The organism is Mycolicibacterium komossense, from assembly GCF_025822605.1.
Classification (GTDB): Bacteria; Actinomycetota; Actinomycetes; order Mycobacteriales; family Mycobacteriaceae; genus Mycobacterium; species Mycobacterium komossense.
Genome location: NZ_JACKTY010000014.1, coordinates 307,411 through 330,422 on the forward strand (window position 1 = coordinate 307,411; position 23,012 = coordinate 330,422).

Genomic DNA, 23,012 nt, shown 5'->3' on the forward strand with positions numbered 1-23,012 from the left:
CCACAGTGTGGCGTTGTGGGCAACGATGATGTTCTGAGGTCGAGGGTTTATCTCGACGTCGCATTCTTCGCCTCCGCGCTGTGTAGCTAACGTGAGCTGTTGTGGCCACTTCACTGTACGCACACGGTTTCCTCACTCGCCCTTGATTATTCGGTCTTGAGTCGACCGAATCAGGGCTTCGACCATCGCCGGTGGTACCCCGCGGCCGAGCGATTCGCCACCGTTCGATGAATCACCATCAAGGAATTCCATGTCCAGACCGACTGGCTCCCGTACCACGCAGACCAAACAGAGTCTGCGACGCGATGTGAATGTCTGGGGCGCCATCGGTGTCTCCCTCGCTCTACTCGCACCGTCGATGGCGGCGAACCTGACCCCGCAGGCCGCCGCCTCCAGTGTCGGGCGTGCGGTTCCGTTGGTCTTCGCCGCCGCCACCGTCGGGGTCCTCTTGATCAGCTGGACCTTTGTCCGGCTGTCGCAACGGTTCCACCACGCCGGCAGCGTCTACGGTTTCGTAGGAGCCACGCTGGGGTCGCGGATCGGCGTGGTCGCCGGATGGGCACTGATCGGGGTGTATCTGCTGTTCGCCGTCATCACCTCCGCTGCCGTCGGCATCTTCAGCAGCGCGCTTCTGGACGCCACTGGAGTCTGGTCGACTCCTCCGGACTGGGCGTCATTCCTGTTCAGCGCATTGGCGCTGATCGCGGTTGCTGCGCTGGCGGCCCGGCCGGTCAAGGTCGGTTCCCGGGCGCTGCTCGGCATCGAAGGCGTCACGGTCGGGCTGATCCTGGTCGTCACCCTGGTCGTCCTGGTCCGATTGCTCACCCATCACGCTCCCGGTGGACACACGTTCTCGTGGTCGGTCTTCTCGGTACCGACGGGCACCCCCATCACCGCAGTCTTCCTCGGCGTTGTCTACGGCTTTCTCGCGTTCGCTGGATTCGAGGCGGCGGCCACCCTCGGCGAGGAAACCGAAAGTCCGAAACGGGCCATCCCACAGGCCATCCTGGGCACGGTGGTGTTCGCCGGCGGTTTCTTCATCCTCGTCACTGCCGTCGAGGTTTCGGCGTTCGGCGCCGACGCGGACGGCGTGCAGGCGCTTACCTCGTCGGGGTCGCTCCTGGGCGATCTGGGCAGCCAGTACGTCGCGGGCTGGGTCGGCGATCTGATCACCGCCGGGGTGATCGCCAGCGCGTTCGGTTCCGCTCTGGCCTCCGTCACGGGCGCCTCGCGGCTGGTGTTCGCGCTGTCCCGGGACGGGTTCGGGCCGGCCCGGCTGGCTGATATCTCCGAGCGCCACCACGTCCCGACTCGAGCCGTGCTGACGGTGGTCGGCGCCACGGCCATCGTCGGCGCAGTCGCCGCGGCCATCGGACTGACGCCATTCGAGATCTTCGCCGATGGCGGTTCGGTGGGAGTTCTCATCCTCCTGATCACCTATGCACTGGCCACCATCGGTGCCGTCCGGTTGCTGTTTTTCGGCCCGGGTAGGGGCGAGGTGGCCAGGTGGGAGATCGTGGTCCCGGTGGCTGGGCTGGTGGTGCTCGCCTACACCTTGTTCCGAAATGTGGTGCCCTATCCAATCGGTGACGGCGCGTGGTTTCCCATCCTCGCCCTGCTGTGGCTAGTGGTGGGAGTTGCCCTGGTCCTGGCGCGGCCGGAAGCAGCGAGACGCGCGGGTGCGGCGTTGGCGCGCAGCGATGGACTGAATTCCAAGGACACGGCAACTCCTGCGTGAGTTCGCGTCGCTCCCCAAAATTTCCGCCAATCTTTCGAGGAGAAGTCATGACACAGAACGCAACACCCGCCGAACTCCAGACCAGAGCCGAGTGGCTCGCCAAGGAGGGCGTCGTCGGCGTCACGATCGTCTGGGCAGACAACAACGGAATTCCCCGATCCCGCACGGTGCCGGTGGCGCAGCTAGCCGCCGCCGCGCAACGAGGTGTGGGGATTACGACGCTGTTCGCCGTCTTCGACTCCCACGACGGCATCACCTTCGCCCACGACGGTTTGAGCACACCGTCGGGCGATGTCCGACTGATCCCTGCGACCGACCGGATCGTTCACCTGGCGGGCCAACGCGGATTCGCCTGGGTGCCGGGGCGTCAGGTGGCAGCCGATGGTTCCGAGTGGCCCTACGATCAGCGGTCCGCACTGGAACGACAGGTCGCACGCGCAGCCGACCTCGGGCTGAAGTTTCTGGCGGGTTACGAACTGGAGTTCCACCTCAGCCATGCGGAACCGGCCCCGGACAGAACTCTGCGTCAGGCACACGAAGGGCCGGCCTACGGGCCCCTGGCACTGCTGGCGGTCGATGCATTTGCGACGCAACTCCTTCGCGATCTGGCCGACAACGCTGTGGAGATCGGACAGTTCCACGCCGAATACGGACCCGCACAACTCGAACTCAGCATCGCCGCAGCCGACCCGGTGACCGCGGCCGATCAACAGCTACTGGCACGGCAGACGATTCATGCCGCCGCGCAGGCACACGGACTGCGGGCGAGCTTCGCACCGCTGGTCAACACCGAAGGCGTCGGCAACGGCTGGCACCTGCACACCTCGGTGTCCCGCAATGGCGTCAACGTGCTCTCGGGTGGCGACGGCCCGCACGGCCTCACCGCCGACGGTTCCGCCTATCTTGCCGGACTGCTGCGCGACTTGCCTGCGATCGCCGCGGTGACCGCTCCCAGCGTGCCTTCCCTGCACCGCTTACGGCCCGGATACTTTTCCAGCGCATATGCGTTCTGGGGCGTCGAAAATCGGGAAGCTGCACTGAGATTGGTCCCTGCAACCGAATTGCTGGGGGCCGATCACGCCAACGTCGAACTCAAACCGTCCGACGCTTCGGCCAATCCTTATCTGGCGTTGGCTGTGGTGATCTCCGCGGGGCTGGCAGGCATCGCAGATGGTCTGGTCGCACCCGAGCCGGTGCAATCCGATCCCGGCAACTGGACTGATGAACAACGGGCTCAGAACGGAATCCACCGACTGCCAACGACTGCGGAGGAGCAACGCGAAGCGCTGTTAGGCAATGACCGCGTCCGAGACGCTCTGGGCGGGGATCTGCTCGGCGCCTTCGCCGCCGTCCGAGCCGCGGATCATGCTTGGGCACAGGACAAACCGATCGATGACGTGGTTGCCGCCCACCGGTGGCGCTACTGATGGCATCGTCGAGATGTACAAGTCTGACGAATCATTCTGTGCCTCATCATCAGTCAGCGCGTCGATGCCGAGAGGGCTCCACGACGGCTGGATGAGCACCCAACGCGTACACGGCAGAGGCTGATTCGCGGGTTGGTCGATCTGACGGCTCCATTGCGCAGGCCGTCGCGCTGCCTGACCCGACTCGACTGAGGTAGCGCGTTGAAGTCACCAAGATCACGCGGCGGGTGATCTTATCGAGGTATGCGGACCGCCCTGCGGCGCCGAGGTCGGCTGTTCGGTTCGAAACTTCGGGTCCACCGAGAGCAGCGGTCGAGGTGGACGGTTGGCCTAGCGAGACGACAGACGGTCGAGGCAACGTTTTATTGGCTGCCTCTGTGCTCAGGCAGATTCAAAGCCTATCCAGCTGCGGCTGATGCGATGACCATGGCTACGGGTTGGGAAGCTGCAGGAAGAGGAGACACGGTGTCGCTAGACGTGCGAGAGACTGTCCCAGCACGGCTTACGTCAGCGCCGAGCCTTCGAGCCATGCCCAGGCCGCTCGTCGAGGATTGGGATTGGCAGTCGCGCGGAAACTGCGTGCGGTGGCCTACCGAAGTGTTCTTCCCCGAAGACCAAGGCCGGCACGGTCTACGCGCGCGGCAACAGCGTGCCATGCAGATCTGCCGTGAATGCCCGGTATTGCGGGAATGCCGTGAACACGCGCTGGCGACACCTGAGGTGCACGGGATCTGGGGGGCCACCACTCCGCGCGAGCGCGCACATCTTCTCGCCGATTCCGAGGTGCCGGTGCCGCGCGGAAGCACCGCCTAATTCCGCCGCTAGCCTCTGACCGACACCCGGTCGGCGACCAGGTACTTGTACAGGTTCCACGACAGACCCGAGACACGGCTGGAGCTGATCGTCACGAAGTCGGTCACGACGAGGTTGATGACGAACTGCTCGTCGAGCAACACGTCGGTGTACTGGCCGTAGACCTCGAGGGCGGCCGCGGAGCGCGGGTCCGGCAGGGCGATCAGTTTGTCGACCAACTCCGTGTAGCGCGGCGAGCTGAACCCGGACAGGTTGCCGACCGGTTTGAACGGTGCAGCCCCGGTGGCCAGTGTCGCCGGGCTGGATTGGCCGAACCCGTGCGGGTTGATCCACAACTGCCGCGTCGGTGACTTTAGGAATGACGAGAAGGCTGCCTGCTCCCGTGGGTCGATAGTCGTCGGGATCCCGACCTCGGCCAGGTTGTTCTGGATGATCGCCGCGATGGTCGGCGCCGCCGCCAGTCCGCTGCCGTAACTCAGCAGCAGCGGGGCTGCAGGAGGGCCACCCGCTTCGGCGAGTAGCGCACGGGCGCGGTCGAGGTCGCGGCGGTAGTGCTGTTGCGACGATGGCGAGAACGCCGGTGACGACGGTGACCACGGGGTGCTGCCGGCGATGGCGTTGCCGGCGAATACGTCGGCGGCGATCCGATCGCGGTCTACAGAGTAGGCGATCGCCTGCCGCACCACCTTGTTCGACAGGTAAGGGTCCTTGGCATTGGCGCCCACGTAGTAGGCGACGTCGTAGACGCCTTCGTGGATCGGTTCGAATCGGTTGTTACCGTTGAATATTCGAGTAACATTGCCCACCACGTCGCGAACCACGTTGGTCTGGCTGGCCCACAGCGACGCCAGCGGTTCACCCTGCTTGACCAGTCGCACGCTCGGGATGGTGGCCGGCCCGCCCCAGTAGTCGCCATTGCGGACCCAGCGCGACTGCTGTCCGCGGGTCCACGAGTCGAAGCGGAACGGGCCGGTACCCACGAAAGCCTCACCGGCGACCAGTTCCCGCTCGGTCTGGGAATCGGTCAGCAACATGAACTCGAACAGATCGAACAGGTTGGGCAGCGGGTGGTCGAGTGTCAGCACAGCAACGTGCGGAGCGGAAACATCCACCGAAGTAACAGCTTTTGCGGTCGCCTGCAGCTGTGATCCGGCGGAGTCCTTCGCCAGGTTGGCGATCGAGTAGGCCACGTCGGCTGAGGTGAACGGCCGACCAGAATGGAATCGGACATCGGGCCGCAGCGTCAAGGCAACGCTGCGCCCGCCATCGGTGATCTCCCATCCCGACGCGACGAGGGGTTGCGGCGCCAAGGTGTCGAGATCGTAGCGGGTCAGCGTGTCGAAGACCAGCCGGCCGATCGCCATCGAGGTGATCGACTGGGAGAAGATCGATTTGGGGTCCAGGTCGCTGAGGATGCCCAGCGCGATGCCGCCGTCACCCTCGCGTGCCTGTTCCACCGCAGATGCGCAGCCCACGGAGAACAGTGCCGCGGAACCACCGGCTGCAAGCCGAAACAGCGTGCGTCGATCGAAACCGTTCACCGGCCTTCTCCCCGCTCGGTGCGGCGCTCGCGTTGGCGCACCGGGTCCGGAATGGGTACGGCGGCCACCAGTCGGCTGGTGTACTCCGCTGTGGGGAAGCTGAATACCTCGCGGGCACGGCCGAATTCCACGAGTCGGCCGGCCCGCAGCACCCCGACGGTATCGGCGACGTCGTTGACGACCGCCAGGTCGTGGCTGATGAACAGGCAGGCGAAGCCGTACTGCGCCCGCAGTTCGGTGAAGAGTTCCAAGACGGCGGCCTGCACCGAGACATCCAGCGCGCTGGTCGGCTCGTCGGCGACCAGCAGTCGCGGCGCCAGTGTCAGCGCGCGGGCCAGCGCGACGCGCTGACGCTGCCCGCCGGAAAGCTCCGATGGCCTGCGGGTGGCGAAGGCCCGCGGTAGCCGAACGGCATCGAGGAGTTCGGCCACCCGGTCCGAGACCTGGCGTCGGCCGGATGTTCCTTGCACCGTCATAGGTTCGGCGATCGAGGTGCCGACGGTGAACCGCGGATCCAGGGACGCCGCGGGGTCCTGGTGGATGAATGCCAAACCCTTACGGACCTCGCGAAGTCCGCTGCGGTCGGCGGTCGCGAGGTCGACGCCGTCGATCAGCACTGCGCCACTGCTGGGTCTGACGAGCCCAAGGACGACGCGTCCGACTGTGGTTTTCCCCGAACCGGATTCGCCGACCAGCCCGAGCACTTCGCCGGACTTGAGTGTGAGGGAGATATCGGTGAGTGCCGGGAAGGCGGGGTTGCCGCGCCTCGGTGGGTAAACCAGCGAAACATCGGTCATGGCGAGCAGCGGCGGGTCGCCCCCGGGCTGGTCCGGTTCGGACCGTCCGGCCGTCAAGCGCGGGACCGCCGCGAGCAACGTGCGGGTGTACTCGTGGCGCGGGGCGGCGAACAGGTCATGGACCGGCGCCTGCTCGACGATGCGGCCGTCTTTCAGGACGATGACGCGGTCGGCGATATCGGCGACGACACCGAGGTTGTGGGTGACCAGTAGGACCGCAGCTCGCCGGGTGTCGCGCAGACGCCGCAACAGGCTAAGGATTTCGGCCTGCACGGTGACATCCAGCGCTGTCGTGGGCTCGTCGGCGATCAAGAGATCGGGGTCACCGCTGAGCGCGAGCGCGATCACCACGCGTTGTTTCTGGCCACCGGAGAGTTGGTGGGGATACCAGTCGACGCGTGACTCCGGACTGGGCAGCTCGACCTGCCGTAACAGCTCGATCCCGCGGGCGGTCGCTGCCCGCTTGTCGAATTTCTCGCCGCGGGTCACCGCGTGGGCGCGCAATGCTTCGCGGAGCTGGCGACCGATCGTCTGGACCGGGTTGAGTGCGGTCTGCGGGTCCTGGAACACCATGGCCGCCGAGGTGCCGCGCAACGACCGCAGGGTGCTCTCGGGTGCTCCGATGACCTGGGTCCCGGCCAAGGTGATCGACCCGGATGAGCGGGCGCGGTCGGGCAGCAGACCCAGCACCGACAGGGCGGTGAGGGATTTCCCGGAGCCGGATTCACCGACGAGCGCGACGATGTCACCTGGCGCGATCGTCAGATCGACATCGGTGACCACCCGTCGTGGACCGCTCGGCGTCGTGAAGTCGACGTTGAGGCCGGCGATCTGTAGCAAATCAGCCACGGCGGGCCTGCCCGAGTGCCTGGGAGACCAGCAGGAAGCCGAGTACCAGATCGACGACCACGATCAGGGGCCCGAACGCGAACAGCGGGTTCCACACCAGGTAGTAGTTGCGCATCGAATCGCTGAGGATCGATCCCAGTGACGGCTGTGGTGGCTGCACGCCGATACCGATGAAGCTCATCGCAGATTCGAGGAAGACCGCCAGCGAAAGTGACAGCGCCAGTTGCACTCCCAACGGTTCGACAGCGTTGGGCAGGATGTGGCGGCGCAGGATCCAAGCCCGGCCCGCACCGAACACTTCGGCGGCTTCGACGAATGGCGATTCGCGGACCCGCAGGATCTGGGTCCGGATCAACCGGGCGAACAGCGGCACCTCCGAAGCGATGATCACCACCGCAACCGTTCGGGCACCGGGACCGAGGACCGCTGCCAACGTCAGGCCGAGGATGATCGCCGGGAAGGCGAGGATGACGTCGAACACCCGCTGGGTGATCTGGTCGGCGGTCGCGGAAGCGCTGGCCAGCAAGCCGATTCCGGCTCCGGTGACGGCGGCGATCGGGACCGCCAGCAGGATGATCGCCAGGGTGGTCCGGATGCCGTACAACGTCCGGGAGTAGATGTCCCGGCTGAGCTCGTCGGTGCCCAGCGGATGGGTCGCCGACATCTGGAGCAGGCCCTGTCCCGGCGGTTGGGCGAGGGGATCGGCGGTCGCCAGTAACGGAGCCAGCAGACCGGCTCCGACGATGAGTACCAACAGGATCACACCGAACAGGCCCTGCCCTGTGGTCAGCGCTTCGATGGCGGGGCGCTGCCGCAGCCGGGTCACGAGCTGCCCCTCGTCGCTCCGACGCGGATCCGCGGATCGAGCAGCGCATGGATCTGGTCGGTAACCAGTTGCAGCACAATGAAAACGGTGACGGACACCAGCAGCAGGATCTGCACCAGGGGATAGTCGCGGCGGTTGATGCCCTCCTGCAGCAGACCACCGATACCCGGCCAGGCGAAGATCGCCTCGACGATCACCGCACCCGAGAGTAGAGAGCCGGTCTGCAGTCCCAGGACGGTGATCACCGACGGCAGGGCATTGCGTAGCGCGCCGCGGGAGATGATGCGCCATTGCGAGAGCCCCAGCGCCCTGGCCGTCAGAACGTAGGGCTGCCGAAGTTCGGTCCGCAGTGCTTCGGTGAGGAATCTGGTCAGTGCGGCGCTAACCGGTAGTGAGAGACACATCGCGGGTAACAGCAGGTATTGCAGGGTGATCCACGGATCGGCCAGCAGCCCGTCGGGCGGTAGGCCCATCGCAGGCAGGACCGGCCAGACCAAGGCAAACACCAGTACCAACAACACACCGGTGACGAACGTCGGCAAGGCGACTGCGAGCGTGTTCGCCGCATTAACCAGTGCGGTGGCCACCCGGTTGGGCCACGCGACGGCAATGGTCGAGATGGTGAAGCTGGCAATGACCGCGATCAGCAGCGCCGCGGCCGCCAGCACCAGGGTGTTGCGTAGTCCGTCGCGCACCAGAGCCGAGATCGGTCCGCCCCGGCCGAACGATTGCCCCAGGTCGCCGCGGACCACATTGGTTAGCCAGTGCCAGTACGCCCGACCAACGGCTGGTCGAGTCCCAGTTGTGCTCGCAGCGAACCGATCTGGGCCGGCGTCGCATCGGCACCGAGAATCGCCGTGGCGGGATCGCCGGGGATGAACTGCAGGAGGCTGAAGATGACGATCGAGGCTCCGAAGAGCACCAGTAGGGCCGTGGCGAGGCGGGTGAGGACGTAGCGGGTCACGGAGACTGATGCCCTCTCTGCCCTTTAATCGGCGGCGATTCAAACCATTCCAGGCCGGCTGCGCGCAAATCTACGATCGAGTATGACCAGTACACAGACCACTCCCTACGTCGTTACCCCGGCGAGTCCGGTGCTCGGGGCCGAGATCGTCGGCGTCGACCTGTCCAATGGCGTCGACGAGGCCACCGCTCAGGCCCTGCGGGCGGACTTCGACAAACACAAGGTTCTGGTGTTCCGGAACCAGCATCTGACTCCTGATGCCCACGTGGAGGCAGTGCGGATTTTCGACGAGCCGTTCGACCACCCGCTGTGGGTGCCCCGCGATGAGCACAACCGGCTGGTGTACGTCTTCGACTTGGAGAAGGCGGGTGGCGCCTCGACCTGGCACGTGGGTGGTACCTGGCGCAACCCGCCGTTCAACATCGAATCCCTGACCTATCAGGTGGTGCCCGCAATCGGCGGCCACACGTTGTGGGCCGACCTGCAAGCCGCCTACGACGGACTGTCCGAGCCGTTCAAGGAGCTGTTGGAGTCGGTCAGCGCGGTGTACGGCGCCTATCCGGGCGATGGCACCGGTGACCGGCCGCCGGTGACGGAGACGGTCGAGCACCCGGTGGTCCGCACCCATCGCCACACCGGCCGCAAAGGACTGTTCCTCAGTTCGTCGGCGTTGCGGCTGACCGGCATCGGCGCGGCCGAAGGCCAGGCGTTGCTGCCCTTCCTGCTCGCGCACGCGTCGTCGCCGAATTACAGCGTCGCATTCGGTTGGAAACCAGGCGATTTCGTGATCTGGGACAATCTGGCCACCTGGCATTTCGCGGTCAATGACTACGACGGGCCACGGGCCTACCGCAAGGTGATCGCCGGCTGATCGTCGGTCTGATCCAGGTACTTCTCGAACGGGTGCGGCCCGACTTCCCTGGCGGGCAGCGCCGGGTCGTACAGCGCGGTATAGCCAGAGGCCCGATAGAGCGCCACAGCCTCGGGCTGGCTCCATCCGGTGGTCAGGTAGATGCGGGTATATCCGGCATCGGCGGCGATGCGCTCCAGTGCCGCCACCACCAGCTTTCCGTATCCACGCTGTCGGTACCCCGATGCGGTCCAGATCCGTTTGAGTTCGGCGGTGGTGGAGTCGTAGCGGCGGAAGGCGCCACCGGCCACCGGGAGACCGTCGATCAACCCGATGATCAGCGCTCCGCCGGGAGGGGAGAACTCCTCGGCGGGATAGCCCTTGAGGTCTGCTGACCTGACCGCGGGGTCGCCGCCGTAGCGGGAGCTGTATTCGACGGCCAGCTCGTCGAGCAGCGGCTGGGCCAGCAGGTCGCTCTGGTGGACCGCGACGAACCGCAGAGCACCGACGGCGCGATCAGCTTCTAGGGTCACACCCACCAGTCAAATACGATTCGTGACCGCTCGCGGCTGTTGTGCTCGACCAGATTCTAGAATTACGGTGGTGCAAAGACTCGCGCCGGGCCCGCGACGGTCACCATTCGAACGCAGGTCAGAACACCGACGAGAAATGGGTTGTCACCGTGGCACGTCCGATCATCGAGCGCTCAGATCTCGTGTACGAGTCGATCACCGACGCGATCGGCAACACCCCGCTGGTCAGGCTCAACGCTGCGGGTCCCGGCGCAAAGATCTACCTCAAGTTGGAATACCTCAATCCCGGTGGCAGCGTGAAGGATCGGGCCGCCCGGCAGATGGTGTTGGCCGCGGAGGCGGCCGGACTGCTAAGGCCCGGCGGCACGATCGTCGAGGGAACATCGGGCAATACCGGAATCGGTCTGGCGCTCATCGCGGCCGCCCGCGGGTACCGGGTCATCGCTGTTCTGCCCGACAAGACCAGCAGCGAAAAACTCGATCTGCTCCGCGGTCTGGGTGCCGAGGTCGTCGCGGCCGCCGGTCGTTATGTCGGTGTGCCGGTTGACGAAACGCTTGCCGCCCCACCCGCTCGTTGTCGCCGGAGACGCCGGTCCGCGACCACCTCGGGGCAGTGCCGACACTGGCTGGTACCGGGGAACCCGTTGCGGCGGCGCAGGATCGGGCCAAGGACAACGAATCGCCGATCGTGGTGCTGGTCCGCGACGGTATCGCGGTGGGTGTTACGCGTGCGTAGCTAGCGCGCCGCTCCGACGAACGGGATCGATGCCGGGCGAGCGTCGATACGGCCACTGTCGAAGAGCCCACGCTCGCGCAGGATCGGCACCACGCCCTCGCCGAACCAGAACAGTTCCTCCAGGTGCGGGTAGCCGGAGAAGATGAACTCGTCGATGCCGATCTCGGCGTATTCGGCGATGCGGTCGGCGACTTCGCTGTGGCTGCCGACCAGGGCGGTACCCGCGCCGCCGCGCACCAGGCCGACACCGGACCACAGGTTGGGCGCGATCTCCAGGCTGCGTGCGTCACTCCAGGAGCCGTCGGCCCGGTTGGCTTCGTGCAGGGCCAGCATCCGCTTCTGGCCCTCGGACTGACTGCGGGCCAACCCGGCCTGCGCCGAGCGGACCGTCTGCTCGTCCAGTGCGGCGACCAGTTTGTCGGCCTGCGACCAGGCCTCGTCGGCATTGTCACGGGAGATGGTGTGCAGCCGGATTCCGAAGCGGATGTTCCGCCCCTGCTTGGCGGCTTCCCCGCGGATCCACTCGACCTTCTCGGCCACCGCGGCCGGCGGCTCGCCCCAGGTGAGGTATACGTCGGCATGCCGGGCCGCGACCGGCCCGGCGGCCGGGGAGCTGCCCCCGAAGTAGAAGGGCGGCAACGGGTTCGGCAGGGTCGCCAGCGAGGCCTCCTCGACGTTGACATGCTTGCCGTGGGTGGTGACCGTTTCACCGGCCCACAAGCGCCGGACCACATCGAGGTATTCGTCGGCCCGTTCGTACCGGGCGTCCTTGTCGAGGTGGTCCCCGAACGCGCGCTGCTCGTGGGCCTCACCGCCGACGACGACGTTGAGCAGGATCCGGCCTGGCGCGTGCCGGGCGAACGTCGCCGCCATCTGCGCCGACAACGTCGGGCTGACCAGGCCGGGCCGAAGCGCCACCAGGAAGGCCAGCGACGTGGTTTCGCGCGCGAGCAGCGCAGCCGTGATGAACGCGTCCTCACACCAGGCGCCGGTGGGGATCAGGGCGCCGGTGAACCCGAAGGTCTCTGCTGCGCGCACGATCGACGCCAGGTAGTCGATCGAGGCGTCCCGGTCGCTGTGCGCGGTACCCGCAGGGGTGCCGTGCCCACCACCCACGATCAGGCGGCTGTCCCCGTAGGTGGGGAGGAACCAATGCAACTTCACAGTCATGTCACGACCCTAACGAAGTGTCGACAGTGCAATCAGACGCCGGCGTCGTCGCGCTCTTCGAGCCGGAAACCCACCTTGAGCGTCACCTGAAAATGGGCTACCTGACCGTCCTTGAGTTCACCGCGGACGCCTTGGACTTCGAACCAGTCCAGCCCGCGAAGGGTCTGGGAGGCCCTGCTGACGCCGTTACGAATGGCGGCGTCGACCCCGTCCGGCGAGGTCCCGACGATTTCGACGATCCGGTAGGTGTGCTCACTCATGCAACCCAGTCAAGCGCATTCGATCGCCGCTCGCGGCCGTTGTGCTCGCCCAGATTATTTGGTTTAGGCCCTGAGCCGGCCGGCGAGTGCGGCGCCGAGGCGGTGCCCCGACAGCCAGGCCGATTCGACGCGCGGCGCGCCCGATGGGCACCACGAATCGCCGCAGATGCCCAGCGGCCGGCCATCTCGGGTGCCCAGACTGAACGGCTCGTCACCATGCGTACCGGACGGTTTGGCGAACGTCCACCGGTGGGCGTGCGTCCACAGCGGGTCGCTGGTAATGCCGAGGATCCGCTGCAGCGCCGAAAGTGCTGGCGCAACAGCACCTTCCGGATCATCGAGATGCGCCAGGGCGCGTTGGGCGGTGGTGTGTGTGACCAGGACAGCGGCGCCGTCGCCGCGCCGGGAGCCGTCATCGGCAATCATGGTCAGGTCGGGGTCGTCGTTGACGAATGCGGCAGCCGGAACCGACCAGATGCGCTGCGGCCAGGCCGCGACCACGGCGATCACCGGCTCGTAGTCGACCCAGTCCGCGGCGTCCGGAGCCAACCGGGCGGCCTGCGGGTCGGGCATCGCCAACACGATCGCGTCATGGTCCAGGTCGGTGAGGGTGTCGACGGCTCTGCCAGATTCGAGATCCGCAGGAGCTAGGTCGGCCACCAGGCTACGAAGACCGCCCGGGGTGGCGTACCGCAGCGGGCCGGTCGTCTGACTGTGGCCGTCGGCAGAGAACACCTCGATGGTGTCGGTCCAGCCGCGGACCAGTCCCCGAACCGACCAGTTGTCGACGATCGCGACGAACTCGGGATCCTTCGCGGTGAAGTACGCCGCCCCGGTATCCACCACGCGACCGTGCAGAGTCGGTGACGCCATCCGTCCGCCGGGGCGGTGGCCGCGGTCGATCAGGTCGACTGCCACCCCGTGCGATCGCAGCGCACCGGCGCACGCCACCCCCGTCAGCCCGGCTCCGATCACTGCAACGTGTGGCGACATGCGTCCACGCTAGTCACCGCCTCAGCGAGGATTCTTCTCGCCGGCTTCGACTGCGACCGCCAACCGGTTCTGCGGTGGCGCCACCGGGCACGTGGCGAAGTCGGTGAACGAGCACGGCAGGTTCGCTGCGCGGTTGAAGTCGAGTGTCACCGCGCCGTCAGTTGCCGGCGGGGTGACCGTCAGTGACCGCGCACCCGGGTAGGTGGTGGCCCCGCTGGTGGCATCGGTGAACAGCACGTGCAGATCACCCGTCGGCCGGCCGAACGCGATGAGCTGTGCGGGGGAGCCGGCCAGTTCGAAGTCGATGACGCCGACGGCACTGTGGTGGTGTTCCAAGCCTTCGACGACGGCGCCGGTCGTCACCGTCTTCGGGCTGTCGTAGGGGGTGAAGGTGCCTGATACGACCCAGCGCTGACTCGGGGCGTACGTCGGGATGCCGTGGTAGTCGCCCAGTTGTGGTGCCTTCGGATCGTGCACCCGCAGCGCCACCGAACCGGTGCGGCGGATCACCTCGATCCGGCGATCGCCGGCTTCGACGAGCAGTCCCGGCGCGCCCTCGACCGGCTCCAGCCGCTCGGTGCCGTCGATGCCTTCGACGTAGACGGCGTCGGCATCCGCCCGCCAGCGGCCCGGCAGATCCGTCACGCTGTCGAATTCGTCGGTGAGCCAATGCAACCCGGTGATGCTCACCCACCCCAGCGGTTCGCCGTAGTAGCGCTCGCGATCGGCGTGCCACTGCTCCCAGTCGGTGTCAAAGGTGGTAGCTGAGGTTTCTGCTGTCGTGGTCATGAGTCACCCATTTCGTCGGTTCAGCCTGCGGCACTGTTATCGGTCTGCACGTTCTGCCTGCGCGTCAACGGTTCCCGCAGGCCGAGGTGCCCGCGCAGCGTCGTCGACGTGTACTCGTTCCGGTATACCCCGCGTTCCTGCAGTTCGGGCACCAACCACTCGACGATCTCGTCGAGTCCGCCCGGCACGAGGTAGGGCGAGATGTTGAAGCCATCAGTCGCGCCGGCCCGTACCCAGCGGGCCAGCTCGTCGGCCACCTGTCCTGGCGTGCCCACGAACCCGGTCCGCGCCGACGTCTCGATCGCGACCTGACGTAGGGACAGGTTCTTGGCTTCCGCCAGCGCGCGCCATTCGTTGGCGATGGCGATCGGATCTTTTCCGTCCCTGGCCGCACCACGGGTCACCGAGATCGGCGCGGGGATCGGATCGTCCTCTGGCAAGGGACCGTCGGGGTCGCGGTCGGACAGATCGCGACCCCACACCTGACCGACCAACGACAACGCGGTCTGCCCGGTGTACTGGCCGTCGAGCACCCAGCGTCGCTTCTCCTCGACCTCGGAGGCATGCTGCGCGAGAACGATCTGGGTGCCCGGCAGGATCTTGATGTCATCGGCCGGCCGGCCCACCGTGACCAGCCTGGCGCGGATGTCATTGGCGAAGGCCAACGCATCGTCGAAATGCGTGCCGTGGCGGGAGAAGATGACATCGGCGTTGGCTGCGGCGAAGTCACGCCCGGTCGACGAATCGCCGGCCTGGAAGATGACCGGATGCCCCTGCCGGCTGCGCGGTAACGTCGCGTTCAGCGAAAGATCGAATTGAGAAGCCGAAAAGTCCACGCGCGCAGCCGCATCCGGCTCAGCCAATGCAGCATCGTCGGCCCATGAATCCCAGATCGCCCTGGCGGCGCGGATGAACTGGCCGGCCCGCTCGTAGCGCAGTTCGTGATCCAGGAACCCGCCGCGGCGGAAGTTCGCCCCGGTCCAGGCGTTGTCGGTGGTGACGGCGTTCCAGCCGGCCCGGCCCCCGGACAACACGTCCAGGCCGGCCAGCCGCCGAGCCAGGTCACCCGGCTCGTTGTAGGTGGTGTTCTGGGTGGCGACCAGGCCGATGTGGTCGGTGATCCCGGCCAGTGCGGACAGTTGGGCGATGGCGTCGGGGCGGCCCGCGATGTCGAGGTCCAGGATCTTGCCGTCCTGCTCACGCAGTCGCAGACCTTCGCCCAGGAAGAAGGCGTCGAACAAGCCGCGTTCCGCGGTGGTGGCCACCCGGCGGAAGGTTTCGAAGTCGATCTGCGAACCGCTGGCCGGATCCGACCAGATCGTGGTGTGGTTGACACCCTGGAAGAACACGCCGAAGTGCACCTGCGCGTCCGGCCGGAATACCTCAGATGGGCTCATGAAATCCTCGCGTAACGGTTGGCGGGCCGAGTCAGGCCGAGGTTTCCCCGCAGCGACGAGCCGGGGACCGGACGGTGCGCGACGCCGGCGGTGAACAACGCGGGCAGGACGTAGCGGGCCAGCGCGGGCAGATCCTCGTCGATGACCGTGGGGAACAACCGGACCCCGTCGGTGTCGCGAGCCAGTTCGGTCAGTAACTCGACCAAACCAGTTGTCGTTCCGGTGTATTGGAGCCGACTTCGATCGGCGGCGGGCTGGTGCTGATTCAAGTCGCTGAGGCGCTCGGCGGCCGTGGCCTCGGAGGTATCGAGCGTGACATCGATTTCTACGAAGGCCAGCCCGTCGCTTGCCGTGGCCGCCTGGACGGCGGAGTCGCGGTCGGCCTTGGTGACCAGCACGACGTCGACCTGCTCGCGGTCGGCTTCGGTGCCGAACACCACCAGCTGGCCCTGGGGAGGTCGCGGCACGATGGCAGGCCCCTTCACGGAGAACGACTTGCCGTCAAAGTCGATGTAGTGCAACTTGTCCCGGTCCAGGAACCGGCCGGTCGCGTAGTCGCGGATGACGGCGTCGTCCTCCCACGAATCCCACAAGCTGCGCACCACCGTGATGGCGTCGCTCTGCTCGCGGTCGAGTTCGGTGCGCCCGTGCAGGACCGGCCTGCCCCACGCGGAGGCCGCTGCCTCGTCGGCGACCCGGGCGGCAATCCAGCCACCGCGACCGCGGGACGAGTAGTCCAGCGTGGCCAGCTGCGATGACGTGTGGAACGGCTCGGCGTAGGTGGTCTCCACCACCGGCACCAGGCCGATCGTCGAGGTCGCCGCAGCCACGAACGATGCCCGGTTGACCGCATCCACGCGGGCCTTGATGCCGCCGTTGGGCGGCAGAATCGAATCGTCGAACGTCGCGAAGGTGAACCCGGCGTTCTCGGCCGCCCGCACTTTCTGCTTCAACGTCGGTCCGGACACGGATTCACCCGGCGGGTGATGGGCGTGCCGCCACGCCGCCGGATGGCTTCCTTCGCCGTCCAGTTCGATACCCAACGCGAAAACGCTCACAGGGAAACCTCTTTCCGATTGATCTCGGCGATCAGCGGCCTGCTCCGGATCCGCTGCCGCAGCACTGGAGCCACCTCGGAGCCGAACAGTTCCAGGCTGCGCCGCTTCTGCTCGGCGGTCACCCCGTCGGCCTCGGCGGACAGGTGCATGACTTCATGGCCGAGCTGTTCGTGGTAGCGCCCCACCTTGTCGATCACCTGTTGTGGGCTGCCGATCAAGGCCGAGCTGCGGGCGACGAAGTCCTCCAGCGACTCGAACACCACCGGCAGCCCGACGCGGCGCGCGAAAGCCAGTCGGGTCTCGAAGGCCAGCCGGTAGTCGGCCAGGGCCTGCTGTGATGTCGCGGCGACGTGGAATCCGGCAGTCCCCGCGCCCACCAGGGCGTCCTGTGGCCGGTGGCCATAGGACTCCCAAAGCTGGCGGTAGTGCCGAACCAACTCGGCGTAGGGCTCGATCGGGTAGGTCACGTTGGCGGAAAAGATGGGATCCCCGTAGCGGGCTGCGAGGTCGACGGACTCCCGGCTGGTGGCGCTGCCGTGCCAGATTCGGATCTTCTGTTGCAGCGGGCGGGGGAGCGCCTTCGCCTTGACCAGGGACGGCCGGAATTGGCCGGACCACGTCACCTCGTCGCTGTCCCACAGTTGGCGGAAAAGTTCGTAGCCTTCGCGATTGCGGTCCCACTGATCGTCGGTGGTGACGTGGAACAGCTCGGCCTGCGCCGCGCCGTTGCCTTTGCCGATGATTAGTTCCAGTCGGCCCTGGGACAAGTTGTCCAGTGTCGAGTAGTCCTCGAACGCGCGGACCGGGTCGAGCAGACTCAACGTCGTGACGGCGGTGAACAGCGCGATGCGCGACGTGCGGGCCGCGATGTGGCTGAGCACCACCGGCGGTGAGGACGAGATGAAGGGGTCTTCGTGCCGCTCGCCGACCGCGAAGCCGTCGAAACCGAGCTCTTCGGCCAGTACCGCACTGTCGATGACGTCGTGCAGTCGTTCGGCCGGACTCTTCTTCACGCCGGTCACCGGATCAGGGTGGTGCGTGATCAGCGTCAGTAGCAGGAACTTCATCTCCACCGTCGCTTCGTGTGGCTTAGGTCAACGTAGACGAACTCGATGCTTCGTCACTTCATTCCTAGGGCGGGCCTGGAGACGGCGCGCGGAGACTCCTTTCTGCCGGGTTATCCTGTCGCTGTCTGATCGGTAAAAGCCAAGCCGCGCAGCATTTCCAGTCGTCTACGGGCAAGCCGTGGCGAACCTGTCCCGGTAAAAATCGGACTGATTTATATGCGGTGTGGCTAGCCACGTCGATTCCGGTGCCGACGCTGCGCGAGATCCTGCGGTGGTTTACCGCGGGCGCGCTCGATGGTTTCAACAGCATCCCGGCGATCAAGCCGACCGGGCTGATTGACGTCGTCGACGACGTCGTTCCGCTGTTGCAGGACAAGGCAATCTACAAGCGCGATGACACCGCGACCGGGTCCCCAGCGGCGTCGGCTGACGAAACGGGGCCGGCGCTTTTCGCTCAGCGCGATTCGAACGACCTACGCCGCGAACGAGCCGATGGTGGGCGTAACCGGGGCAAAGGGTCCTGCTTTGTATCGCGAATGCAGAGGCTGCATCGGTACTTTTAACGAGGTCAACTACTTCTGACCGAGGGGCGTGCACCCGTGACAACACCACTGGCGGTGCTGGACCTCGTCCCTATCTCATCCGGTTCGAGCGCGGCCGAGGCGCTGAACAACAGCATCGAGCTCGCCCGGCAGGCCGAGCGCCTGGGGTACACGCGGTATTGGTTCGCCGAGCACCACCTCAATCCTGGGGTGGCCGGCACGTCGCCTGCGGTGCTGCTCGCCCTGACCGCCGCCGAGACCTCGACGATCCGGCTTGGGTCGGGAGCACTGCAGATGGGGCATCGCACCGCGCTGTCCGCGGTGGAGGAGTTCGGGCTGCTGGATACGCGGTACCCCGGCCGGTTCGATCTCGGCCTCGGTCACTCGGGCGGCAAGCCGACCGTACCCAACTCGCCGTCACCCGCACCGGCAGTCGTCGACGGGCACGCCCCGAACGGACTGCGGATACCGGCGAGGTTCAATCCAGCCGCACTGTTGAAGTCGCCCCGGATCGCACTGCAGAAAGCGTTGCTCACCCTGCCGGAGTCGCAGCCGCCGAACTACACCGAGCAGGTCGGCGACGTCCTCGCGCTGATCGCGGACACCTACCGCGCGGCCAACGGCGAGCAAGCGCATGTGGTGCCGGGCGCGGGGGCCGACCTCGAGATCTGGATCCTGGGCAGCAGTGGCGGCGAAAGTGCCACTGTCGCAGGGAAAAACGGCCTGCGATTCGCTGCCAACTACCACGTGGCTCCCGCGGGTGTGTTGGAGGCAGCCGACGGCTATCGCGCGGCTTTCGCACCGTCAGCCGGGCTGGCCCGGCCGTACTTGAGTGTCTCGGCCGACGTGGTCGTCGCCGACGACGAGGCGACCGCGCGTGAACTGGCCACGGGGTACGGGCTCTGGGTGCGCAGCATCCGCACTGCTGAAGGGGCGATTGCGTTTCCGACTCCGGCGCAGGCCCGGGCCCACCGCTGGACAGCCGCCGACCGGGAGCTGGTCTCCGACCGCATCGAGACCCAGTTCGTGGGGTCGCCGAGTCAGGTTGCCGACGGGCTAGAACGACTGCGCGACGCCACCGAGGCCGACGAACTGATCATCACCACGATCACTCACGACCATCGCGACCGGCTGCGGTCCTATCAGTTGCTCGCCGAGGAGTGGGCCCGCCGCTGAGTTGCTTTGGTCTGAGCGGTTTTCGGCATGTGTTCAGTTCGCTCAAGTACCGGGAGATCGCGTCGCGGTTCTTGGTGAGCGTGACGATGCGTTCACTCATCCGGTCCCGTTCCTGTTGCAAGACCGCGATGATTTCCGGTGTCGCATCGGCGAAATGGATATCCCGCGGCGCCTTGAGGCACGGCAGCACCTGCCTGATCACCCGGACCGGCAGTCCGGCGTGGAGGAGTCCGCGGATTCTGATGATCTGATCGACAAACACCTCGTCGTATTCGCGATATCCGTTGGCCGATCGCCTGGGGATGACGAGGCCTTGCTCCTCGTAGTAGCGCAGCAGCCGGGGAGCCACTCCGGTACGTTCGGCCAACTCGCCTATGCGCATATGACCCACCTCACAGTTTGCGTCCTTGACCTTCACATTCATGTGAAGGTTTGAATATAGGCAAATGGCCCATCAACTCTTCACCTACAGCCCGATCACCGACCGCCCGCCGCTGCGGTGGCCGGGCGGCGCGCGCATCGCGTTCTACGTCGGACTCAACGTCGAGCATTTCGAGGTCGACCGACCATCGACAAGCATCCACGCTGCCACCGCCGACCTCGTTCCGGACCCATTGAATTACGGGTGGCGGGACTACGGTGCCCGAGTTGGTATCTGGAGGCTCATCGAAACGTTTGATCGCCACGGCATCCGGCCGAGTGTGCTACTGAATTCCGATGTGGCCGAGCACTACCCGCAGATTGTGGAGGCCGGCCGGGCGCGCGGCTGGGCGTGGCTGGCGCACGGCAAGAACAATTCGATATTGCAGACCGACCTCGGGTCGGACGAAGAACGCAGCTATCTGCGCGAGGTGATCGCGACCATCGAGCAGGCGACCGGCTAACGGCCGAAGGGGTGGCTGGGGCCGGCCTTGACGGAAACGTTCGATACCCCGCGACTCCTGGCCGAGTTGGGCGTGCGTTACCTCCTCGACTGGACCAATGACGATCAGCCGTATCCGCTGAACATCCCTGGTATGTACAGCGTTCCCTATTCGGTGGAGCTGAACGATATTCCGCTTTTCGTCGGCAAGAGTCTCAGCGGTGAGGGATTTCGGCAGACCGTCGAAGACCAACTGGATCAGCTCTATGCGGATGCAGCGCTGAGCGGCAGGGTGATGGCGCTGGCGCTGCATCCCTTCGTCACCGGACAGCCATTCCGGACGAAATACCTCGACCAGGCGTTGGCTTATGTCGTCAACCACCCCGGCGTTTGGGTCACCACCGCCGATGAGATCGCCGAGCACTACGCGCAGACCATGGAGGAGGACGGAGGTGGCCGCAAGGTTTCAAGTCATCGTTCGCCAAAGGGTTGTGTGATCCCGAGCCCGGGGCCACGCTGACGCCATGACGACGACTGCCGATCCGCACACTTCTGCCGCCACAAGCCTGACACCCCAGAGGATCTCGCGCCTTGAGGTGCCCGAGGTCGACAGCCTGGAAACCGCCGCCGTGCGTAACTTCTTCGCTCATCAGCAGCGTGAAGAGGGTCTCACGTCCAACTGGTTCCGCGCCCTGTCGCTCAACGAAGGCGATCTCGGCCGGCTCAACGGATATCTGCTTCCGCTGCTCGGCACGGACGGCCGCGGCGGCCTGACCGCGCGTGAGCGTGAGGTCATCGCCACCGTGGTTTCCGGGGAGAACCGCTGCTCCTACTGCCACACCAACCATGCCAACAAACTCGGGAAGGTCGCCGGCGACTGGTCATTCGGGCAGCGGGTGGCCATCGACCACCACCAGGTGGCCGAACTGACTGATCGCGAGCGCGCCCTGGCCGATCTGGCAGTAGCCATCAACAACAACCCGCAGTCGATCCGCGACGCCGACTACGACCGCCTCCGGGAGCTGGGCCTCGACGATCACCTGATCCTCGAGGCGATCTCCATCGCGGCGTTCATCGGTGCGACCAACCGCATCGGCATTGCGTTGGCTGTTCCGCCGAATCCCGAGTACACCGGCATCCCGTAGCGCTGACGAGCAGAGTTTGGGCACGACGACCGAGGTGTCGGCGACGCGCGCACGAGCCACGGTCGTCACGCTCATCGCCGGAGCATTGGCAATCTGGTGGCGTCAGAGTCAACCAGCAGCTGTCGGACGCGAGGTCATTGTTACGCCGTTATCTGGTTAAACCCGCAGCGAACGTGCTTGTTCGTCGTGTCTCGTTCGAGTCGTTTCCGCCATTTCGTCTCTCTTGGAGACAAGTGAGTTCACTTGTGTCACTTCAGTTTCAGGTGAGATTCTTGTCGGTGGGGCGGGCTAGTTTCGGGGTGTGAGTTCTGGTCGGGAGGCAGTGCTGGAGGCGCTGGCGGGGGTGGAGGGTGCGNTCAGGTGAGATTCTTGTCGGTGGGGCGGGCTAGTTTCGGGGTGTGAGTTCTGGTCGGGAGGCAGTGCTGGAGGCGCTGGCGGGGGTGGAGGGTGCGGTTGAGGTGTTGGCTGGGGTGTCGTGGGACGGGTTGGCTGGGCCTGAGGTGGTGCGGGTGTTGGTGCGGTTGGAGGCGCTGTCGCGGTGTCAGCCGGTGGTCGTGCACCGCTTGATCGGGACGTTGGTGCGCGACGGGTCGGCGAAAGAGTTGGGTGCGAAGAATTTCAGCGATGTGTACCGCTTGATCGGGACGTTGGTGCGCGACGGGTCGGCGAAAGAGTTGGGTGCGAAGAATTTCAGCGATGTGTTGACCACCGCACTACGCATCAGCCCCANNGACGCTAAGCGGCGGCTCAGGGANGCCGAAGAACTCGGCGAACGCACATCGTTGACTGGTGAGCTGTTGGCGCCGCGGATGCCGCACGTCGCGGCCGGCAAGCTGCCGGGGTCATCGGTGCCGAGCATAGTGCGATCATTCGGGGATTCTTCACGGATCTGCCGGTGTGGGTGGATNCGCCGANCCGGGAGAAAGCCGANGCCGAGTTGGCTGGGGTAGCCGCCGAGTTCGGGCCCGAGGAGTTGCGNAAAGCAGCAGCGTTGATTGCTGCGTGGCGAGCATAGTGCGATCATTCGGGGATTCTTCACGGATCTGCCGGTGTGGGTGGATACGCCGACCCGGGAGAAAGCCGACGCCGAGTTGGCTGGGGTAGCCGCCGAGTTCGGGCCCGAGGAGTTGCGTAAAGCAGCAGCGTTGATTGCTGCGCTGGTCAATCCCGATGGGGAGTTCTCCGATGCGGATCGGGCCCGTAAACGCGGGTTCGTGATCGGCCGGCAAGGCCCGGATGCGATGTCCACCATCNNCGGGCAGATCACCCCGGGAGTTGCGGGCCACGGTGGAGGCGGTGTCCTCGAAATGGGCCGCACCGGGCATGTGCAACCCCGACGACGACGCCCCGTGCGTGAAGGGAAAAACGAGTGAGGCGCAGGTCAGACTGATCGCCGCACCCCCGCCCAGCGCCAGCATGATGCACTGACGGCGATGGGCCGCAACACCCTGTGCTCGGGTGAGTTGGGTAGCCATCACG

22 protein-coding genes and 4 pseudogenes are annotated in these 23,012 nt (G+C 66.0%); 13 read left to right on the forward strand and 13 right to left on the reverse strand.

Annotation, left to right across the window (positions count from 1 at the left end; translation table 11 throughout):
• Positions 1 to 250 precede the first annotated feature (250 nt).
• The 3 genes from H7J73_RS05895 (at position 251) to H7J73_RS05905 (ending at position 3,978) form a co-directional block, all read left to right on the forward strand.
• Positions 251 to 1,738, forward strand: coding sequence for an APC family permease (locus H7J73_RS05895; RefSeq protein WP_264066317.1), 1,488 nt, complete (start codon positions 251 to 253; stop codon positions 1,736 to 1,738).
• Positions 1,739 to 1,785: 47 nt separating this feature from the next.
• Positions 1,786 to 3,165 (forward strand): type I glutamate--ammonia ligase, encoded by a 1,380-nt coding sequence (locus H7J73_RS05900; RefSeq protein WP_264066318.1) that lies wholly within the window; start codon positions 1,786 to 1,788, stop codon positions 3,163 to 3,165.
• Positions 3,166 to 3,693: 528 nt separating this feature from the next.
• Complete coding sequence (locus tag H7J73_RS05905; protein ID WP_264066319.1) at positions 3,694 to 3,978, forward strand: WhiB family transcriptional regulator; 285 nt, start codon at positions 3,694 to 3,696, stop codon at positions 3,976 to 3,978.
• A gap of 8 nt (positions 3,979 to 3,986) precedes the next feature.
• Here H7J73_RS05905 and H7J73_RS05910 read toward each other — a convergent pair whose 3' ends face one another.
• From H7J73_RS05910 to H7J73_RS05925, 4 genes and pseudogenes are all read right to left on the reverse strand, one after another.
• A complete protein-coding gene (locus H7J73_RS05910; RefSeq protein ID WP_264066320.1) occupies positions 3,987 to 5,519 on the reverse strand; it encodes an ABC transporter substrate-binding protein in 1,533 nt (510 codons plus the stop codon).
• Positions 5,516 to 7,165 carry a dipeptide ABC transporter ATP-binding protein gene (locus H7J73_RS05915; RefSeq protein ID WP_435405424.1) on the reverse strand — a complete coding sequence of 550 codons (1,650 nt, stop codon included), beginning with the start codon at positions 7,163 to 7,165 and terminating at the stop codon, positions 5,516 to 5,518. The genes H7J73_RS05910 and H7J73_RS05915 overlap by 4 nt, the downstream gene beginning before the upstream one ends.
• A complete protein-coding gene (locus H7J73_RS05920; protein WP_264066322.1) occupies positions 7,158 to 7,991 on the reverse strand; it encodes an ABC transporter permease in 834 nt (277 codons plus the stop codon). The genes H7J73_RS05915 and H7J73_RS05920 overlap by 8 nt, the downstream gene beginning before the upstream one ends.
• Positions 7,988 to 8,955: pseudogene (locus H7J73_RS05925) on the reverse strand (ABC transporter permease). Before H7J73_RS05925 ends, H7J73_RS05920 begins: the two are co-directional and overlap by 4 nt.
• Positions 8,956 to 9,037: 82 nt before the next feature.
• Here H7J73_RS05925 and H7J73_RS05930 point away from each other — a divergent pair.
• The gene (locus H7J73_RS05930) at positions 9,038 to 9,826 is read left to right on the forward strand and encodes a TauD/TfdA dioxygenase family protein (RefSeq protein ID WP_264066323.1); all 789 of its coding nucleotides are present in this window, start codon (positions 9,038 to 9,040) and stop codon (positions 9,824 to 9,826) included.
• Here the strand turns inward: H7J73_RS05930 and H7J73_RS05935 are convergent.
• Positions 9,802 to 10,338: a GNAT family N-acetyltransferase gene (locus H7J73_RS05935; protein ID WP_264066324.1), complete on the reverse strand. Its 537-nt coding sequence runs from the start codon at positions 10,336 to 10,338 to the stop codon at positions 9,802 to 9,804. The genes H7J73_RS05930 and H7J73_RS05935 overlap by 25 nt on opposite strands.
• Before the next feature lie 182 nt (positions 10,339 to 10,520).
• On the opposite strand from H7J73_RS05935, the pseudogene H7J73_RS33950 reads away from it, so the two are divergent.
• A pseudogene (locus H7J73_RS33950) lies at positions 10,521 to 10,862 on the forward strand (PLP-dependent cysteine synthase family protein); the annotation flags it as partial.
• 212 nt (positions 10,863 to 11,074) lie between these two features.
• On the opposite strand, the gene H7J73_RS05945 reads toward H7J73_RS33950, so the two are convergent.
• From H7J73_RS05945 to H7J73_RS05975, 7 genes are all read right to left on the reverse strand, one after another.
• On the reverse strand, positions 11,075 to 12,244 hold the full coding sequence (locus H7J73_RS05945; RefSeq protein WP_264066325.1) for an LLM class flavin-dependent oxidoreductase: 1,170 nt from the start codon (positions 12,242 to 12,244) through the stop codon (positions 11,075 to 11,077).
• A 32-nt stretch (positions 12,245 to 12,276) separates the two neighbouring features.
• Positions 12,277 to 12,504 (reverse strand): dodecin, encoded by a 228-nt coding sequence (locus tag H7J73_RS05950; protein WP_264066327.1) that lies wholly within the window; start codon positions 12,502 to 12,504, stop codon positions 12,277 to 12,279.
• Positions 12,505 to 12,567: 63 nt separating this feature from the next.
• Positions 12,568 to 13,497, reverse strand: a complete 930-nt coding sequence (locus tag H7J73_RS05955; protein WP_264066328.1) for an NAD(P)/FAD-dependent oxidoreductase — start codon at positions 13,495 to 13,497, stop codon at positions 12,568 to 12,570.
• A gap of 21 nt (positions 13,498 to 13,518) precedes the next feature.
• Positions 13,519 to 14,286 (reverse strand): DUF1684 domain-containing protein, encoded by a 768-nt coding sequence (locus H7J73_RS05960; protein ID WP_264066329.1) that lies wholly within the window; start codon positions 14,284 to 14,286, stop codon positions 13,519 to 13,521.
• Positions 14,287 to 14,306: 20 nt separating this feature from the next.
• On the reverse strand, positions 14,307 to 15,683 hold the full coding sequence (locus H7J73_RS05965) for an NtaA/DmoA family FMN-dependent monooxygenase (protein ID WP_264066330.1): 1,377 nt from the start codon (positions 15,681 to 15,683) through the stop codon (positions 14,307 to 14,309).
• On the reverse strand, positions 15,680 to 16,741 hold the full coding sequence (locus H7J73_RS05970) for an LLM class flavin-dependent oxidoreductase (protein WP_264066331.1): 1,062 nt from the start codon (positions 16,739 to 16,741) through the stop codon (positions 15,680 to 15,682). The genes H7J73_RS05965 and H7J73_RS05970 overlap by 4 nt, the downstream gene beginning before the upstream one ends.
• Positions 16,738 to 17,808 (reverse strand): LLM class flavin-dependent oxidoreductase, encoded by a 1,071-nt coding sequence (locus tag H7J73_RS05975; protein WP_264066332.1) that lies wholly within the window; start codon positions 17,806 to 17,808, stop codon positions 16,738 to 16,740. Before H7J73_RS05975 ends, H7J73_RS05970 begins: the two co-directional genes overlap by 4 nt.
• 221 nt (positions 17,809 to 18,029) lie before the next feature.
• Here H7J73_RS05975 and H7J73_RS05980 point away from each other — a divergent pair, with 221 nt between their 5' ends.
• Positions 18,030 to 18,371: a hypothetical protein gene (locus tag H7J73_RS05980; protein WP_264066334.1), complete on the forward strand. Its 342-nt coding sequence runs from the start codon at positions 18,030 to 18,032 to the stop codon at positions 18,369 to 18,371.
• A 36-nt stretch (positions 18,372 to 18,407) separates the two neighbouring features.
• Positions 18,408 to 19,526 (forward strand): LLM class flavin-dependent oxidoreductase, encoded by a 1,119-nt coding sequence (locus H7J73_RS05985; protein ID WP_264066335.1) that lies wholly within the window; start codon positions 18,408 to 18,410, stop codon positions 19,524 to 19,526.
• On the opposite strand, the gene H7J73_RS05990 is transcribed toward H7J73_RS05985, so the two are convergent.
• Positions 19,459 to 19,908 (reverse strand): MerR family transcriptional regulator, encoded by a 450-nt coding sequence (locus H7J73_RS05990; RefSeq protein ID WP_264066336.1) that lies wholly within the window; start codon positions 19,906 to 19,908, stop codon positions 19,459 to 19,461. The two genes, H7J73_RS05985 and H7J73_RS05990, sit on opposite strands and share 68 nt — an antisense overlap.
• A gap of 64 nt (positions 19,909 to 19,972) precedes the next feature.
• Here H7J73_RS05990 and H7J73_RS33955 point away from each other — a divergent pair, with 64 nt between their 5' ends.
• The 6 genes and pseudogenes from H7J73_RS33955 to H7J73_RS06010 all read left to right on the forward strand — a co-directional run.
• Positions 19,973 to 20,410 carry a polysaccharide deacetylase family protein gene (locus H7J73_RS33955; RefSeq protein ID WP_435405425.1) on the forward strand — a complete coding sequence of 146 codons (438 nt, stop codon included), beginning with the start codon at positions 19,973 to 19,975 and terminating at the stop codon, positions 20,408 to 20,410.
• A gap of 27 nt (positions 20,411 to 20,437) precedes the next feature.
• Positions 20,438 to 20,908 (forward strand): polysaccharide deacetylase family protein, encoded by a 471-nt coding sequence (locus H7J73_RS33960; protein ID WP_435405426.1) that lies wholly within the window; start codon positions 20,438 to 20,440, stop codon positions 20,906 to 20,908.
• 4 nt (positions 20,909 to 20,912) lie between these two features.
• Complete coding sequence (locus H7J73_RS06000) at positions 20,913 to 21,533, forward strand: peroxidase-related enzyme (protein ID WP_264066337.1); 621 nt, start codon at positions 20,913 to 20,915, stop codon at positions 21,531 to 21,533.
• 650 nt (positions 21,534 to 22,183) lie between these two features.
• Positions 22,184 to 22,302: pseudogene (locus tag H7J73_RS33815) on the forward strand (hypothetical protein); the annotation flags it as partial.
• Positions 22,303 to 22,422: 120 nt separating this feature from the next.
• Positions 22,423 to 22,548 carry a hypothetical protein gene (locus H7J73_RS33820; RefSeq protein WP_353961990.1) on the forward strand — a complete coding sequence of 42 codons (126 nt, stop codon included), beginning with the start codon at positions 22,423 to 22,425 and terminating at the stop codon, positions 22,546 to 22,548.
• Positions 22,529 to 23,012, forward strand: a pseudogene (locus tag H7J73_RS06010) (DUF222 domain-containing protein); the annotation flags it as partial. The gene H7J73_RS33820 and the pseudogene H7J73_RS06010, both read left to right, overlap by 20 nt.